General features: G+C 58.3%; 12 protein-coding genes. 8 read left to right on the forward strand and 4 right to left on the reverse strand.

What is annotated here, in order from left to right; genetic code table 11:
* The first annotated feature begins 249 nt into the window (after positions 1-249).
* Both K5E40_RS14720 and K5E40_RS14725 read left to right on the forward strand, forming a co-directional pair.
* The gene (locus tag K5E40_RS14720; protein WP_221731419.1) at positions 250-618 is read left to right on the forward strand and encodes a YkgJ family cysteine cluster protein; all 369 of its coding nucleotides are present in this window, start codon (positions 250-252) and stop codon (positions 616-618) included.
* Positions 619-766: 148 nt separating this feature from the next.
* A complete protein-coding gene (locus K5E40_RS14725) occupies positions 767-3,049 on the forward strand; it encodes a bifunctional diguanylate cyclase/phosphodiesterase (protein WP_221731420.1) in 2,283 nt (760 codons plus the stop codon).
* Here the strand turns inward: K5E40_RS14725 and K5E40_RS14730 are convergent.
* Entirely contained in the window at positions 2,940-3,836 is an 897-nt protein-coding gene (locus K5E40_RS14730; protein WP_221731421.1) for an NAD(P)-dependent oxidoreductase, read from the reverse strand. The genes K5E40_RS14725 and K5E40_RS14730 overlap by 110 nt on opposite strands.
* A 195-nt stretch (positions 3,837-4,031) precedes the next feature.
* On the opposite strand from K5E40_RS14730, the gene K5E40_RS14735 reads away from it, so the two are divergent.
* Positions 4,032-6,233 carry a hypothetical protein gene (locus K5E40_RS14735; RefSeq protein WP_221731422.1) on the forward strand — a complete coding sequence of 734 codons (2,202 nt, stop codon included), beginning with the start codon at positions 4,032-4,034 and terminating at the stop codon, positions 6,231-6,233.
* Positions 6,234-6,528: 295 nt separating this feature from the next.
* Here the strand turns inward: K5E40_RS14735 and K5E40_RS14740 are convergent, their stop codons facing one another.
* Positions 6,529-6,834, reverse strand: a complete 306-nt coding sequence (locus K5E40_RS14740) for a DUF2288 domain-containing protein (RefSeq protein ID WP_221731423.1) — start codon at positions 6,832-6,834, stop codon at positions 6,529-6,531.
* Positions 6,835-7,186: 352 nt separating this feature from the next.
* Here K5E40_RS14740 and K5E40_RS14745 point away from each other — a divergent pair, with 352 nt between their 5' ends.
* The 5 genes from K5E40_RS14745 to K5E40_RS14765 all read left to right on the forward strand — a co-directional run bounded on the left by K5E40_RS14745 (position 7,187) and on the right by K5E40_RS14765 (position 12,187).
* Positions 7,187-8,314, forward strand: a complete 1,128-nt coding sequence (locus K5E40_RS14745) for a branched-chain amino acid ABC transporter substrate-binding protein (RefSeq protein ID WP_221731424.1) — start codon at positions 7,187-7,189, stop codon at positions 8,312-8,314.
* Positions 8,315-8,544: 230 nt separating this feature from the next.
* Positions 8,545-9,468: a high-affinity branched-chain amino acid ABC transporter permease LivH gene (livH, locus tag K5E40_RS14750; protein ID WP_221731425.1), complete on the forward strand. Its 924-nt coding sequence runs from the start codon at positions 8,545-8,547 to the stop codon at positions 9,466-9,468.
* Positions 9,465-10,721 carry a high-affinity branched-chain amino acid ABC transporter permease LivM gene (locus tag K5E40_RS14755; RefSeq protein ID WP_221731426.1) on the forward strand — a complete coding sequence of 419 codons (1,257 nt, stop codon included), beginning with the start codon at positions 9,465-9,467 and terminating at the stop codon, positions 10,719-10,721. Before livH ends, K5E40_RS14755 begins: the two co-directional genes overlap by 4 nt.
* Entirely contained in the window at positions 10,718-11,485 is a 768-nt protein-coding gene (livG, locus tag K5E40_RS14760) for a high-affinity branched-chain amino acid ABC transporter ATP-binding protein LivG (protein WP_221731427.1), read from the forward strand. The genes K5E40_RS14755 and livG overlap by 4 nt, the downstream gene beginning before the upstream one ends.
* On the forward strand, positions 11,486-12,187 hold the full coding sequence (locus K5E40_RS14765; protein WP_008082262.1) for an ABC transporter ATP-binding protein: 702 nt from the start codon (positions 11,486-11,488) through the stop codon (positions 12,185-12,187).
* 179 nt (positions 12,188-12,366) lie between these two features.
* On the opposite strand, the gene K5E40_RS14770 is transcribed toward K5E40_RS14765, so the two are convergent.
* Both K5E40_RS14770 and K5E40_RS14775 read right to left on the reverse strand, forming a co-directional pair.
* Positions 12,367-13,605, reverse strand: coding sequence for a DUF2599 domain-containing protein (locus tag K5E40_RS14770; protein WP_221731428.1), 1,239 nt, complete (start codon positions 13,603-13,605; stop codon positions 12,367-12,369).
* Positions 13,606-13,639: 34 nt separating this feature from the next.
* Complete coding sequence (locus K5E40_RS14775; RefSeq protein WP_221731429.1) at positions 13,640-15,343, reverse strand: DUF2599 domain-containing protein; 1,704 nt, start codon at positions 15,341-15,343, stop codon at positions 13,640-13,642.
* Positions 15,344-15,413: the final 70 nt, after the last annotated feature.

The raw sequence follows: 15,413 nt of genomic DNA on the forward strand, positions 1-15,413 counted from the left end.
GAACCTGCAATCTAGTCAGCCGCACAGGGGCTGTCTGTGATCATTCGTCTGCCTGATATCGGGCCATCGCACTGTAACGAAACGTAAGCTCTTGATAACGCTGCAATCCCCCGAAAACCGGGGCTTTTGTCGAAAAAAACTGCCACAAAAAAATAGTTCCGCGCCCCCCTTCCCAAGCCCGTGGCGAAGCCTAGAATGGCCGCCGGATCCGTCCGGATCTTCCGATCAATCCCTTTGATACCCCCGCCCATGTCCGAAGTCAGTCCGTGTCTGAATTGCGGTGCCTGCTGTTCCCATTTTCGTGTGTCTTTCTTTTGGGGTGAGTGCTCATCCTCTGGCGGTACAGTCCCCGATGAACTGGTCACGCAAATCACCCCAAGCCGGGTGGCAATGATCGGCACTGACCGCAAACCACCGCGCTGCACCTCGTTGGCTGGCGAAGTCGGCAGTACGGTGCAATGCACGATCTACGACAAGCGCTCCAGCACCTGCCGCGAGTTCGAGGCGTCCTGGGAAAACGGTGAACACAACCCCGATTGCGACGCCGCCCGTGCCCGCTTCGGCTTGCCGCCACTGCAAGAGGGCTGGGCCGAAATCCCTTTGGAAAAGATCGCCTGACGCTTAGCGCCAATCGCTATTGCGGTAATGCCGAAATCATTACCGCCAATGTGCCACTACGGCTTCTGCAGCAAAAACCGCCTCTATACTCCAGACATTCGCCTGCGTTAACCGCGCGGTAGTGACGACTTCAGAGACGGGGCATGCTATGGAGTGGCTTGGTTTGCAGTTTGTTGCCGAGCTGCCGGAGAGCGGGCAGGTCATATTCAATGGCACACACAACCCCTTGCTGATGCTGGTGGCCTATCTGGTCGCGTGCGCCGCGAGTTTTGCCACCCTCGACATGGCCGAACGAGTCGGTCACGCCGAAGCCCCGGGCTCGCAGCGGGTGTGGCGCTGGGTCGGCGCGACGTGTCTGGCCGGCGGCATCTGGGCCATGCACTTTATCGGCATGCTCGCCTTCCAGGCCCCGATCGAAATCCACTATGACTTGCCGATCACCCTGTTCTCCCTGCTGATTGCGCTACTGGCCTCATGGCTGGCGATGCACACGCTGAGCGAGGCGCAACCGAGTCTGGTGCATTGCCTCAAAACCGCCCTGCTGATCGGGCTTGGCATCGCCGGTATGCATTACGTTGGCATGGCAGCCATGAAATCGAACGCCCCCCTCTACTACCAACCGTTCTTGTTCGTGCTGTCGATCGTAATCGCCATGGGTTCCAGTTTCGCTGCGTTATGGGTGGCGCGCTATCTGCGCGAAGGCAGTGGCCTGTTTCATCAGATGCTCAAGTACGGCGCCGCGCTGATCCTCGGCGCTGGTATTTTCAGTACGCACTTCACCGCGATGGCCGCGTTGAAATGGGTATTGCCACCGGGCAACGTCCCGCCCCTGCCAGCGGAAACCAACCACCTGCAATTGGGCCTGACCGTGGCGCTGATCATCTTGCTGATCCTGGGCAGTGCAATCAGCGCCGCGCTGGCCGACAAGAAACTGCAGAACAAGGAACACGACCTGCGCCGGGTCAACGCCCTGCTCAGCCAACTTGATCAAGCGCGTATGTCGCTGCAACAAGCGGCCAACTACGACGCCCTGACCAACCTGATCAACCGTCGCGGCTTCAACCAGATCTTCGCCGAGAAACTCAGCCAGAAAACCACCGAGGGCGGCATGCTCGCGGTGATGTTTCTCGACATTGACCACTTCAAACGCATCAACGACAGCCTCGGTCACGACGCCGGCGATGCATTGCTCAAAGTGATTGCCAATCACATCAAAGGCTCAGTGCGCAGCCATGACGATGTAGTCGCGCGTTTTGGCGGGGATGAGTTTTGCATCCTGATCGGGCTGAACGACCGTGAAGAAGCACGCAACATGGCTCAACGCATCATGCTGAGAATGAAAGAGCCGATAGAGCTGGCCGGACGGCGCATGGTAATGACCACCAGCATCGGCATCAGTCTGTATCCCGACGACGGTTCCACCTGCGAGGAACTGCTCAAACACGCGGATCTGGCGCTGTATCAATCCAAGGGCGCGGGGCGCAATGGCCTGCATTTTTTCAATTCCAACCTGAAAAGCCGAGCCAGCATGGAGCTGCAGCTGGAGGAAGAACTGCGCCAGGCGTTGGGTGAAGAAAACGGTCTGATGCTGTATTACCAACCGATTTTCGAACTGAAAACCGGTCGGGTCACCAAGCTCGAAGCGCTGATCCGCTGGCAGCATCCGTTACAGGGTCTGCTGACGCCGGACCGTTTTATCAGCATCGCCGAAAACAACGGTCTGATCGCCGAACTGGACAATTGGGTGCTGCGCCGTGCCTGCAAGGACCTGGGCGAGTTGTCGCGCCATGGCTGCGAAGCGTTGAAAATCGCCTGGAACTGCTCGCCGCTCAACCTCACACGGGAAGCGTTGCCCGACGAAATCGAAAGTGCGTTGCGCACGGCAGGTGTCGCGCCGGAGCGCCTGGAACTGGAAGTCACCGAAAACGCCCTGATGGGCAACATTGCCAACACACTCGTGCTACTGCGGCAGATCCGTGCCCTCGGCGTGTCGTTGTCGATCGACGATTTCGGCACCGGCTATTCATCGCTGGCCTACCTCAAGCGCCTGCCGCTCAACACCTTGAAGATCGACCGTTCCTTCATTCTGGACATCCCCAAAGCCACGGCGGACATGGAGATCGTCCAGGCGATCATCGTCATGGCGCACACCCTGCATTTGCAGGTGGTCACCGAAGGCGTGGAAAACCTGGCGCAGTACGAATTTCTCGAGCGTTCGGGCTGCGATTTCATTCAGGGCTACCTGCTCAGTCGTCCGGTACCAATGGACGAACTGCGCCCGGTACTGGAAGAAATCAATCAGCGCAAACATTCACCTGCGGTCAATCCGTTGATTCTGGCGCGCGGTACATTTGCACCAGCGTCGCAGGATCTTTCTCCAGAAAGCCTTGCGCCCCATGCAGGCGCATCAGTTGTGCGGCCAATCCGCTGATCGGCGTCGCCGAACCCTGCTCGCGAGAGAATTTCACCGCCGTGTCGAGATCCTTGAGCAGCGTGCGCACATGCCATTTGATCGGTTCGAAACGGCTTTCAGCCATTTGCGGGGCGAGTATCTGCAACGGTTTGGAGTCGGCAAAACCACCGGCCAGCGCTTCGGCAATCAGGCTTGCATCGACCCCGGCCTGTTCGGCCAGCGCCACCACTTCGGCGATCACCAGTGCATTGCAGGCGACGACCATCTGGTTGCAGGCTTTGGTCACCTGTCCCGCACCGATGCCACCCATGTGCGTAACACGTTGACCGAGATTGAGCAGCACCGAGCGCACGCGCGCAAGGTCCGCCGCATCGCCACCGACCATGATCGCCAGACTGCCCGCCTCGGCGCCGATCACGCCGCCGGACACCGGTGAGTCCATCCAGCGCATACCGGTTTTGTCTGCCAGTTCAGCCGCCATCTCACGCGTCGCCGTCGGTTCAAGGCTGGAAAAGTCCACCAGCAACTGACCGTGCTTCGCGCCCTCGACAACGCCGGCCGGGCCGAACACCACCTCACGCACCACCGCCGTATCAGCCAGGCACAGCATCACCACCTCGGCGTGTTCGCACAGTTCGGCCGGGCTGGCGACTTGTCGGGCACCGGCGTCGACCAGCGCAGCGCACTTGGCCGGATTGCGATTCCACACCGTCAGCGGATAGCCCGCCGCCAACAGGCGCCGACACATCGGCAGGCCCATCAGACCGATTCCGGCGAATCCCAACGAAGGTAGCGTTGACATCATTTAGCCTCCTTTTGATTAAAGATCGCCGAATAATGGCCGATTCATCATCGATCAGGAAAGGATTCCCCCCAGCGACAGTCAGGCCAAATCCCTGACGCTCGGGCTCAATTCGCGCAAAAAAGACGCGAGATCTTATTCCGTGAGGTTCGCTGACATTGGTTATCGAGCCGAACCAGTCCAGGTATATGGCGCACAATGACTTCTAAAAACAATCCCGCCACAGCGGTATCCGATCTGACCGCGAGCCCCGCTGCGAACAGCCCGTCATCGTCCAAGCCATTGGTTCCCTCGCGCCCGCTCTCAACCCAGCAATACCTGTATTTCACCGAAACCAATACCGACCGTATCCTCGACAACCTCGACGGCCTGCGTGATCTGGTGTTCCCGCGTCCGCCGCACCTGGAAGGCGACAACGAACAGCACAACGATCAGGAATTCCCGTCGGTGTGCCTGATCGGCCTCGGTCGTTGCGGCTCCAACATCGCCCTCGACGTGGCCGAGTTGGTTTACAACGCGCGCAAGTTCTACCTCAACGAATTCAATAACGAAGATCGCCTGTCGCCGGACAAGCGCTACGCCGAAAAGGGCTACAGCCCGGCTCAGTGGATCAAAAACAACCTGCGGATCGGCCAGAACAAAGCGAGCAAACCGGTGTTTCTGGTTGAGCCGCTGGTGATGCTCGGCGATCTCGACAAAGACATCGCCGGGCGTATCCGCTTCTCGCGCAAGGGCGAGAAAAGCGGCTTCCTGCGCGACTACAGCAAAATGAAAATCATGGACTTGTCCGAAGTCCACGCCGGTGGCGCCGGTAACGCGCCGATCCTCGGCCAGTACCTGGCCAAGATCATCCTCAACAAGGACACCCAGCGTTTCTCCAGCCCTGACTGGAAAATGATCCACTCCTACCTGATCGACAGCTGCGGCATCAAGGCCAACCAGTCGCGCCTGTATTTTTCGATCTTCAGTGCCGGCGGCGGTACCGGTTCGGGCATGGCTTCGGAATTCGGCCTAGCCCAGCAGCACTCGTACATGAACAAGACGTTCGACACCAAACCGATGGACGAGCATGACGGCAAGAGCGGTCATTCGTTCGTGTTCGAGCCGATCTTCACCAGCGGCATCTGCGTGCTGCCGAACATCTCCGACCACCGCAGCGAAATGTCCGAGGCGCTGCACATCAACGCCGGTCGCTTGCTGTGCAAATACCTGTCGGAAGAGTGGGATTTCTCCTACAACTTCGCCAATGAAGACAGCAGCGAAGCCAGCGTCATGGGCCGTATCCGCCCATGGAACGCAATGATGCTGATCTCCAACGACATCATGCGTTACGCCGAAGAGAGCGATGACGGCAACATCCAGAACATTGATGTCAATGCGATGGAGAAGCACGCCAACCAGTACATCTCGCAGCAGATCTTCAATATTCTGACGGCGCAGGCGGTCACGACTGACTACGACCAGAACTATTTCCGCCGCGCCGGTATCGACATCGGCGAAACCATTCGCCTCGACGCCAACGACCTGTTCATGAGTCTGGCCGGCCCGGTGGCGATTGCCTACGCCGAATCGGTGGTGCCGGAAACGCCGCCGCCGAGCAGCGACAAGTTCAAGGTGTTCGACAAAGAGCCACAGCGCCTGAACATCGATGATCTGTTCTTCCGCTCGATCGACCTGCCGCACTTCAACAAAGTGACCCAGGCCATCGAAGGCATCAGCCTGCTGCCGATCGAATCCAAGCGCTATCGCGCCTCGCTGGAGCAGTACAAGAATTCCGGCTACGACGCTGCCGCGCTGCACGACCTGCACTTCTTCAAGAACTGCTCGTCGGTGGTCTCGATCGTTTCGCTGCCAAAAGACTACAAGCTGTCGTACATGGACCTGAACCGGTTGAAGACCCACCTCAACAGCCTGTTCCCCAACACCACGCTCAAGCGCTACGCACTGGTGATCGGGGCCTCGGCCAACTTGTCGCTGACCACCCTCATCGCCAAGAGCCCGTGCCTGTCGGATGACTTCCTGACGCTGATCGTGGCGTTCATCAAGCGCTGCTTTGCGAAGAACCCGTACCGTTTCGACGAGACGCTGGACAATTCGATCCTCGACTTCATCATCCATGAGGACTTCGACGAAGACCGTATCGATGAACTGCTCAACGAGTTCGAGAACCCGGCAAAGATCCTCGACACCAACTGGTACGCAATCAAACCGATGTACGAGAAGAAGTATCGCGAGTTGATCAACGACAAAGAGAAGTTTGTCTCGATCAATGACATTCGCCTGTCGCGTGATTGTGTGAAGAAGGCGATCAAGTACCTGCGCGAGATCTATCGTCACCGGATTGGCAAGACCAAGGTTATTTCGCTGAATAACCATACCGGCAAGTCGTTCACGGTCTGATCCAGAACCGAGTCGCCCCTTTCGCGAGCAAGCCCGCCCCCACATGTGGAATGCATTCCCCTGTGGGAGCGGGCTTGCTCGCGAGGAGGCCCTCAAGTTCACTGAAGATCTCAACCTTTCCAACATCCAGAAACAATTAAGCAGCCGTTAGGCTGCTTACTAAACTGTTCCCGTTACGTTTACGTCACCGTGAAGCCACCCTCGCTTGTGGCCTTTCTTCACGGCAACGTGCCATCACGCTACTCGGCTACACACTTTTCGTTGAGGGTGTCACGCACCACAAAGGCGCAACCCTTCAGACCTGCGCCCTTTCCTGGACCATAATCCATGGGCGAACGACCACTGCCCACATCTGCGGATCGCGTTCAAACAGATCCAGTGCCCGCGTTTCAGACAGCTTGGCGACCTTGTCTTCGGCCAACCAGGCAGCCACTTTGGCACCATCGTCCGAGGCCACGGCCTCGGCAGCGGCGATCAAATCAAGGCTTGGGTCGACCCACAATAGGGCACCCTTGGCAAAGAACGGCTCCAACTCTTTCCAGGTGATAGATGCGGTTTCACCAAGCAGCTTGGCATAGAGGGTGCTAGGTTCTTGATTCATGGGAACTGTCCGGAAAAGAAATCGACGCGAATAATAACGTCGGTGGTCCGCCAGCAAAACCCGGTTGCAAATAGCTGCACCGAACGAAAACAGCAGGAACGCCAAGGAATGCTGCTGATTGGGATATATGCCCACGAACGCCCCGCCGCAATTCTGTCTTTTTCATTCAAAAATGCGACACCTCCAGGTTTTGTCCCTCGGCGCCTGCTTCCCAGGCTTACAACCGGCGCTCTACACTGTACCGGTACAGTTGCCGGGGGCATTTCCGGAGGGTATCGCAAAGATATCTGACCCGGTTCTGCTGCTACGGCGCCAGAACTCAAAAAAATTACAACAGTAAGAGTGGAGTACTATGACAAAGGCTACTAAGCAGATTTCCAAACTGTTTGCCGCTATGGTTCTGGCCGGTGTTGCCAGCCATTCGTTCGCAGCTGACACCATCAAAATCGGTATCGCCGGTCCAAAAACCGGTCCAGTAGCCCAATACGGCGACATGCAGTTCAGTGGCGCGAAAATGGCCATCGAACAAATCAACGCCAAGGGCGGCGTCGACGGCAAGAAGCTCGAAGCCGTTGAATACGACGATGCCTGCGATCCGAAACAAGCGGTAGCGGTCGCGAACAAGGTCGTCAACGACGGCGTTAAATTCGTGGTCGGTCACCTGTGCTCCAGCTCCACTCAGCCTGCTTCGGACATCTACGAAGACGAAGGCGTGATCATGATCACCCCGGCTGCCACCAGCCCGGAAATCACCGCCCGTGGTTACAAAATGATCTTCCGCACCATCGGCCTGGACAGCGCCCAAGGCCCTGCCGCCGGTAACTACATCGCCAAGTTCGTCAAGCCGAAAGTCGTCGCTGTTCTGCACGATAAACAGCAATACGGTGAAGGCATTGCCACTGCCGTTAAATCCACGCTTGAGAAAGACGGCGTGAAAGTGGCCGTGTTCGAAGGCATCAACGCCGGCGACAAGGACTTCTCCTCGATCATCGCCAAGCTCAAGCAAGCCAACGTCGACTTCGTTTACTACGGCGGCTATCACCCAGAGCTGGGTCTGATCCTGCGTCAGTCCGCTGAAAAAGGCCTGAAAGCCAAGTTCATGGGCCCAGAAGGCGTGGGTAACGACTCCATTTCGCAGATCGCCAAAGACGCTTCCGAAGGTCTGCTGGTAACCCTGCCGAAATCCTTCGACCAGGATCCGGCCAACATCGCCTTGGCTGATGCCTTCAAGGCGAAGAAAGAAGACCCGAGCGGTCCTTTCGTGTTCCCGTCCTACTCGGCTGTTGAAGTGATTGCCGGCGGTATCGCTGCCGCCAAGAGCGAAGACACTGCCAAAGTGGCTGAAGCCATCCACGCTGGCACCTTCAAAACCCCGACTGGCGAGCTGAGCTTTGACGCCAAGGGCGACCTGAAGGACTTCAAATTTGTGGTTTACGAGTGGCACTTCGGCAAACCAAAAACTGAAGCTTCGCCTCAGTAAGGCCCTGCCTGACTGACTGCCAATAAAGCCCACGGCGTGCCGTGGGCTTTGTTTTACGAATGTATGGGCCGCGCTGGCGTGATCCGCCAGTCTCCCCACCTGAAAATCTCAAAACCGTCATCAGCGGTTCGCTGGCAAAACCCGGATTCGAAGTGGATAAAGATCCACGGGGCCGGGCGGGAAAATGACTCCACCAGTGAAATGCGTATCAGGTTTTTAGGAGCGTTGTAATGCCTGACCTCTATCACTTCTTCCAGCAGCTGGTTAATGGTCTGACCATTGGCAGCACGTATGCCCTGATTGCCATCGGCTATACGATGGTCTACGGCATCATTGGAATGATCAACTTCGCCCACGGCGAGGTGTACATGATCGGTTCCTACGTGGCGTTCATCGCCATCGCCGGGCTGGCCATGATGGGAATCGACAACGTACCGCTGTTGATGACCGCCGCTTTCATCGCGAGCATCGTCGTGACAAGTTCCTACGGTTACAGCATCGAACGGATCGCCTACCGCCCCCTGCGCGGCAGCAACCGTCTGATCCCGCTGATTTCCGCCATCGGTATGTCGATCTTCCTGCAGAACACGGTTCTGCTGGCGCAAGACTCCAAGGACAAATCCATCCCCAACCTGATTCCGGGCAACATTACTTTCGGGCCAGGTGGCGCACATGAAGTGCTGATTTCCTACATGCAAATCGTGGTGTTCGTGGTGACCCTCATCGCCATGCTCGGCCTGACGCTGTTCATCTCCCGGTCTCGCCTGGGTCGCGCCTGCCGCGCCTGTGCCGAAGACATCAAGATGGCCAACCTGCTCGGCATCAACACCAACAACATCATCGCCCTGACCTTCGTCATTGGTGCTGCGCTGGCGGCCATCGCGGCCGTGCTGCTGAGCATGCAATACGGCGTGATCAACCCGAACGCCGGTTTCCTCGTTGGCCTCAAAGCCTTCACCGCTGCGGTACTGGGCGGCATCGGCAGCATTCCCGGCGCCATGCTCGGCGGGCTGGTGCTTGGGGTGGCGGAAGCCTTTGGTGCCGATATCTTCGGCGACCAGTACAAGGACGTCGTGGCTTTCGGCTTGTTGGTTCTGGTGCTGTTGTTCCGTCCGACCGGCATTCTGGGCCGTCCGGAGGTTGAGAAAGTATGACTAGGAATCTTAAACAGGCGCTGTTCAGCGCTTTGCTGGTGTGGGCTGTGGCCTACCCGGTACTCGGTCTGAAACTGACCATCGTCGGCATCAACCTTGAAGTGCATAACACCAGCCCGGCCATTCTGGCGACCATCGCCATTTGCTCGGTGCTGATGTTCCTGCGTGTGCTGTTCAACCAGCAGATCAGCAAAGCGTGGAAGTCCTCGCCCGGCATGCCGCTGATCCCGGCCAAGGCCAGCAACTTCCTGACACTGCCGACCACCCAACGCTACATCATCATCGCGCTGATCCTTGGCGCGCTGGTCTGGCCGTTCTTCGGCTCCCGTGGCGCGGTGGACATCGCAACGCTGATCCTGATCTACGTGATGCTCGGCCTTGGCCTGAACATCGTGGTCGGTCTGGCCGGTCTGCTCGACCTGGGTTACGTCGGCTTCTATGCCGTCGGCGCCTACAGCTACGCGCTGCTGTCGCACTACTACGGGCTGAGCTTCTGGATCTGCCTGCCGATTGCCGGCCTGATGGCGGCGACGTTCGGCTTCCTGCTGGGCTTCCCGGTATTGCGTCTGCGCGGTGACTATCTGGCGATCGTGACCCTCGGCTTCGGCGAGATCATCCGTCTGTTCCTGCGTAACCTGACCGACATCACCGGTGGCCCGAACGGCATCAGCAATATCGAGAAGCCAACGTTCTTCGGCCTGACCTTCGAACGCAAGGCAGCAGAAGGCATGCAGACCTTCCACGAGTATTTCGGCCTGCAGTACAACTCGATCAACAAGGTGATTTTCCTGTACCTGGTTGCGTTGCTGCTGGCACTGGCCGCGCTGTTCGTCATCAACCGCTTGCTGCGCATGCCGATCGGTCGTGCATGGGAAGCGCTGCGTGAAGACGAAATTGCCTGCCGCGCGCTGGGTCTGAACCCGACCGTGATCAAGCTTTCGGCGTTTACTCTGGGGGCCGCGTTCGCCGGTTTCGCCGGCAGCTTCTTCGCCGCCCGTCAGGGCTTGGTAACACCGGAATCTTTCACCTTCATCGAGTCGGCGATCATCCTCGCCATCGTGGTGCTGGGTGGCATGGGCTCGCAACTGGGCGTGATTCTCGCGGCCGTGGTGATGATCCTGTTGCCGGAAATGATGCGTGAGTTCAGCGAGTACCGCATGTTGATGTTCGGTGCCCTGATGGTGTTGATGATGATCTGGCGTCCACAAGGTCTGCTGCCGATGCAACGCCCACACATGGAGCTGAGCAAATGAGCCGCGAGATCCTTAAAGTCGAAAATCTGAGCATGCGCTTCGGCGGCTTGCTGGCGGTCAACGGCGTGGCGCTGAGCGTGAAAGAAAAACAGGTGGTTGCACTGATCGGGCCGAACGGCGCGGGCAAAACCACGGTGTTCAACTGCCTGACCGGTTTCTATCAGCCTACCGGCGGCAGCATCCTGCTCGACGGCGAACCGATTCAAGGCCTGCCGGGTCACAAGATCGCTCTCAAAGGCGTGGTACGCACCTTCCAGAACGTGCGGCTGTTCAAAGACATGACGGCGGTCGAGAACCTGTTGATCGCCCAGCACCGTCACCTGAACACCAACTTCCTGTCCGGCCTGTTCAAGACCCCGGCGTTCCGCAAAAGCGAACGCGAGGCGATGGAGTTTGCCGAGTACTGGCTGGAAAAGGTCAACCTTAAAGAGTTCGCCAACCGTACCGCTGGCACCCTGGCTTACGGTCAGCAACGTCGCCTGGAAATCGCCCGTTGCATGATGACCCGTCCACGGATCCTCATGCTCGACGAACCGGCTGCTGGCCTGAACCCGAAGGAAACCGAAGACCTCAAGGCGCTGATCAGCGTGCTGCGTGAAGAGCACAACGTGACCGTGCTGCTGATCGAGCACGACATGAAACTGGTCATGAGCATTTCCGACCATATCGTGGTGATCAACCAGGGCACACCTTTGGCTGACGGCACGCCGGAACAGATCCGCGACAATCCTGAAGTGATCAAAGCCTACCTGGGGGAAGCGTAAATGCTGCAGTTCGAAAACGTTTCCACCTTCTACGGCAAGATCCAGGCCCTGCACAGCGTCAACGTCGAAGTCCGTCAGGGCGAGATCGTGACCCTGATCGGCGCCAACGGTGCCGGCAAGTCCACGCTGCTGATGACGCTGTGCGGCTCGCCGCAAGCCCACAGCGGCAGCATCCGCTACATGGGTGAGGAACTGGTCGGCCAGGACTCGTCGCAGATCATGCGCAAAAGCATCGCTGTGGTACCGGAAGGTCGTCGGGTGTTCGCTCGTCTGACCGTTGAAGAAAACCTGTCCATGGGCGGCTTCTTCACCGACAAGGGCGACTATCAGGAACAGATGGACAAGGTTCTCGGCCTTTTCCCACGCCTGAAAGAACGCTTCAACCAGCGCGGCGGCACCATGTCCGGCGGCGAACAGCAAATGCTCGCCATCGGCCGTGCGCTGATGAGCAAGCCCAAACTGCTGCTGCTCGACGAGCCGTCGCTGGGCCTGGCACCGATCATCATCCAGCAGATTTTCGACATCATCGAAATGCTACGCAAGGACGGTGTGACGGTGTTCCTGGTCGAGCAGAACGCCAACCAGGCGCTGAAAATCGCTGATCGCGCGTACGTTCTGGAGAACGGCCGCGTGGTGATGCAAGGCACCGGTGAAGCGCTGCTGACCGACCCGAAAGTACGCGAGGCGTATCTGGGCGGTTGAGGCTTTTCGTGAAACAGGAAAACGGCCTTCGGGCCGTTTTTTTGTGCACGCTACAAACCTTCAACCCACCGAAAACCCTTTGTGCGGGCTTGCTCGCGAAAGCGGTGGATCAGCCAACACAAGTGTTGAACGTAAAATTGCCTTCGCGAGCAAGCCCGCCCCCACAAAATCAAAAGCCGTTAATAAGGGTTGCAGTGTTGGGCTACGGCAGTGGCCTGATCGACGTAAGGACGTGCCGGTTCAAGGTTCCACTCGGGTTTGTTGCGCACAGGCTTGCCCTCATAGGTCGCCGCGAGGTGGCAAACCATCTGCCGCCGCAACGACCCGCCGTTGACGCTGTACTGCCGCCATTGCTGATCGTCTTTGTGTTTGTTGTACAACTCGGCAAACATCCGGTCGGTCTGATCATCCTTGATCGCGCGGCCGCACGCGGTCGGCACGACTTGCAGTGACCAGGTGTTCGGTCCCAGTTTCGGGTCGGGACGTTGCACCCAAGCGCTCGACTCGATGTATTTTTCGCAGAACTTCGGCGCTGCTGGCGTTGCAGTCTGGATGCACGAGAAGCTGGCCTTGCCGACCGGGGTTCTCGGGAAATCGATCTTGATGATGTTGCGATCCTTGCCGGTCTTGGCCTTGTAGTCGCGCTGGTTGGCCATGGCATCGTTCAAGCCGCGCTGGTCACTGTAGAAAAACGCCAGAATCGGCAGTTCGTCGGTTTTCGGGTTGCCCAGGCGCAACTCCGTCTGCGTCTGAAACTCACGGCTGTTGATGACTTTGCGTGCGCCCATGAAGTTGCGAAAGGCGTCGACCCTATCCTTGCTGCTCATTGGATTGCGCATATTGAAACCGCACTGCAACTGGTCCTGCTGTCGATTGTTGTTGTACTGGGTGAAGTGCGCCACCCAGGCATTCGGCGTCGAAATCGGCGGTTTCATGGCCTGGCAGACCGCCTCGGTCGGGGCGGTGTTTTTGTTGTCACCACAGCCGCGGTCGTTGCGAAAATCAGTCCAGGCGTCGTTGGGAAACGCACAATAGACATGCACCGGCGCTTCGGGGTCGCGTACCAGATCCCTCGGCGTAATGAGGTAGCCGTTCTGCGTGCTCATGCCGGGGTCTTCATAACTGATGCCGTCGGCACGCATATAAGAGGCGGCGAATGTGCCCAGCTCCAGCGCTTTCGGGCTGGGATTCCACACATCCCACTTCTGCCCCTTGGCCGGATCGGCACGGTGCGTGCCGCGCACCAACAATCCCGAACAGTCCGAGGCGGGATCCTGACCGCAGCTGTCGACGGTTTTGTTGTACAACGTTTCGACCTTTTTCAGGGTCTCGTCGCATGACTCGGCATTGGCCCATGTCGCCTGCACCAGCAGCGGTAACAAGAGCAATGGCGCGATTGTGTTCAAACGTTTTTGCATGGCTTGCATCTCCTTGATTAGACAACACACACCTTCAACGCGGGACCGGGTTACAACCCGCCGCCCGGGTTTCGCTGTCCGATAACGCGGGCCTGAACGGCTCGAGATTCCATGGCGTCTTGTTGCGGTAATTGACCAGCACGCAGTTCAATTGCTGACGCATGCTGCCGGCGGACGTTTCGTTGTCGCGCCAGTTGCTGTCCGTGCCCTTGAGAGCGAACAACTGGTCGTACAAAGCGCCGATCTGCTCGCTGGGCAGCGCGCGCCCCACCGCCGTCGGCACGATGCTCAGGCTCCATTCATCCTGGCGGGTGCCAGGGTCGTAACGTTTGATCCAGTCGGCAGAAGCGATGTATTGCGCAGCCGTGGGCGCCACCGGATTGCAGCCGGCTTTCGCTGATTGCTGCGGGCTGACATTGGGACGGAACGGTTCAAGGTTCCATTCTGTTTTGGCCGGATAGTTCTGGATCAGGCAGCTCAGTTGTCCACGCATGCTGCCCGCCGATTTTTCGTTGTCGCGCCACTGGCTGTCGGCGCCACGCAACGCGAACAGCTCCTTGTACAAAGCCTCTTGATCACTGGCCTGAATCGCCTTGCCTTGAGCGGTGGGCGTGACCTTGAGCGACCATTCGTTTTTCTTGCTGCCGGGATCGTAACGCTCGATCCACGTCGCTGCGGCGATGTACTTGGGGGCAGGGGCACCCGCCACCACCATTTCGTCGATCGCCTGATCCGCCGCCACGTAGCTGAAGCGCTCCGCTGCCGGCTTAGTGAAATCCAGCCGCAGGATCGGCACGCTGTAGCCTTGAGCCTGAAGTTTCTTTTGAAAATTGCGCGCACTGTTCAGGCCATTCTCGGGTTTCGGCGGCGCCTGATCACCGCGAGTGGCGAAGTTTTGCGTGCTGTTGACGTTGTAGATGAAGGCATCGATGTACTTCATGTTTTCGCTGCCGTCGCTGGTCGCCGTGGCATTTTTCAACATGAACTCGTTGACCTGGCCACTGAAGGAAAAAGGATCCCTGTTGGTGGTACTGGGCCGGGACTCGTGCACCCGGATCATCGCGTGCCAGTCGCTGGTTTTCTCCGCGTTCCAGGAACACTGGCCGTACTGGATCGGCCCTTTCATCAGCCCGGTGTATTTCTGTGTCCATTGCTCGGCAGTGGTGACGCCCGCTTCTGCACAGGTACCGTAGGCCAACGCGGCATTGCGGTTGTTCATCACGCCTTGCGCGGCACGCGGTGGTTCGCGGCTGTCGAAGAAACCGCAGCCGTACCATTTGCGCTCAGGCCCGGTACCGCCATCGAAGGCGTAGATGCAGGTGAAACCCTGCTCCTTGACCGGCAAGTTCAAAGCCGCAGCATCGGTTGGCGTGCGCAGGACCAAACCGGCCGGGTGAATGAGGATTCGCGTGCTCAGATCCTTGCGGATCCATGAGTAGGACGTTGCGCCGATCTTGATCGCGTAAGGGCTGTAGTCCCAAGGGTTGAACGGCCCGTCATTGACCATGCGCAAAGTCACGCCACTGCAGTAATAGAGACCGCGTGCGGCGGCGGTATCGGGTTCCTGGCAGGCGTCCTTGAGGGTGTTGTAGTTGTGGTTGATGCGTCTGAGCGTGTCCAGCGGATCGGAGACTGTCTGGGCTGCAACCGTCGAGAACATCAAGGGCAACGTGCAGGCCAAAGCCAAGGATGAAGTTCTGCGCCATAGCACAGCTGAAAGCGAGCGATCCTTTGTCATGAGATACCGTCCTGGTAAATAGGCCCGCTTCGATGGGCCTCCAAAATGACTATAGAACACATCTCGATAC

Source organism: Pseudomonas baetica, from assembly GCF_019733355.1.
Taxonomy (GTDB): Bacteria; Pseudomonadota; Gammaproteobacteria; order Pseudomonadales; family Pseudomonadaceae; genus Aquipseudomonas; species Aquipseudomonas baetica_A.

What these genes read in the sequence shown, in the direction of transcription:
- K5E40_RS14720 (WP_221731419.1), top strand. Translation starts at nt 250, where the DNA reads ATGTCCGAAGTCAGTCCGTGTCTGAATTGCGGTGCCTGCTGTTCCCAT.
- K5E40_RS14725 (WP_221731420.1), top strand. Translation starts at nt 767, where the DNA reads ATGGAGTGGCTTGGTTTGCAGTTTGTTGCCGAGCTGCCGGAGAGCGGG.
- K5E40_RS14730 (WP_221731421.1), bottom strand. Translation starts at nt 3,836, where the DNA reads ATGATGTCAACGCTACCTTCGTTGGGATTCGCCGGAATCGGTCTGATG.
- K5E40_RS14735 (WP_221731422.1), top strand. Translation starts at nt 4,032, where the DNA reads ATGACTTCTAAAAACAATCCCGCCACAGCGGTATCCGATCTGACCGCG.
- K5E40_RS14740 (WP_221731423.1), bottom strand. Translation starts at nt 6,834, where the DNA reads ATGAATCAAGAACCTAGCACCCTCTATGCCAAGCTGCTTGGTGAAACC.
- K5E40_RS14745 (WP_221731424.1), top strand. Translation starts at nt 7,187, where the DNA reads ATGACAAAGGCTACTAAGCAGATTTCCAAACTGTTTGCCGCTATGGTT.
- livH (WP_221731425.1), top strand. Translation starts at nt 8,545, where the DNA reads ATGCCTGACCTCTATCACTTCTTCCAGCAGCTGGTTAATGGTCTGACC.
- K5E40_RS14755 (WP_221731426.1), top strand. Translation starts at nt 9,465, where the DNA reads ATGACTAGGAATCTTAAACAGGCGCTGTTCAGCGCTTTGCTGGTGTGG.
- livG (WP_221731427.1), top strand. Translation starts at nt 10,718, where the DNA reads ATGAGCCGCGAGATCCTTAAAGTCGAAAATCTGAGCATGCGCTTCGGC.
- K5E40_RS14765 (WP_008082262.1), top strand. Translation starts at nt 11,486, where the DNA reads ATGCTGCAGTTCGAAAACGTTTCCACCTTCTACGGCAAGATCCAGGCC.
- K5E40_RS14770 (WP_221731428.1), bottom strand. Translation starts at nt 13,605, where the DNA reads ATGCAAAAACGTTTGAACACAATCGCGCCATTGCTCTTGTTACCGCTG.
- K5E40_RS14775 (WP_221731429.1), bottom strand. Translation starts at nt 15,343, where the DNA reads ATGACAAAGGATCGCTCGCTTTCAGCTGTGCTATGGCGCAGAACTTCA.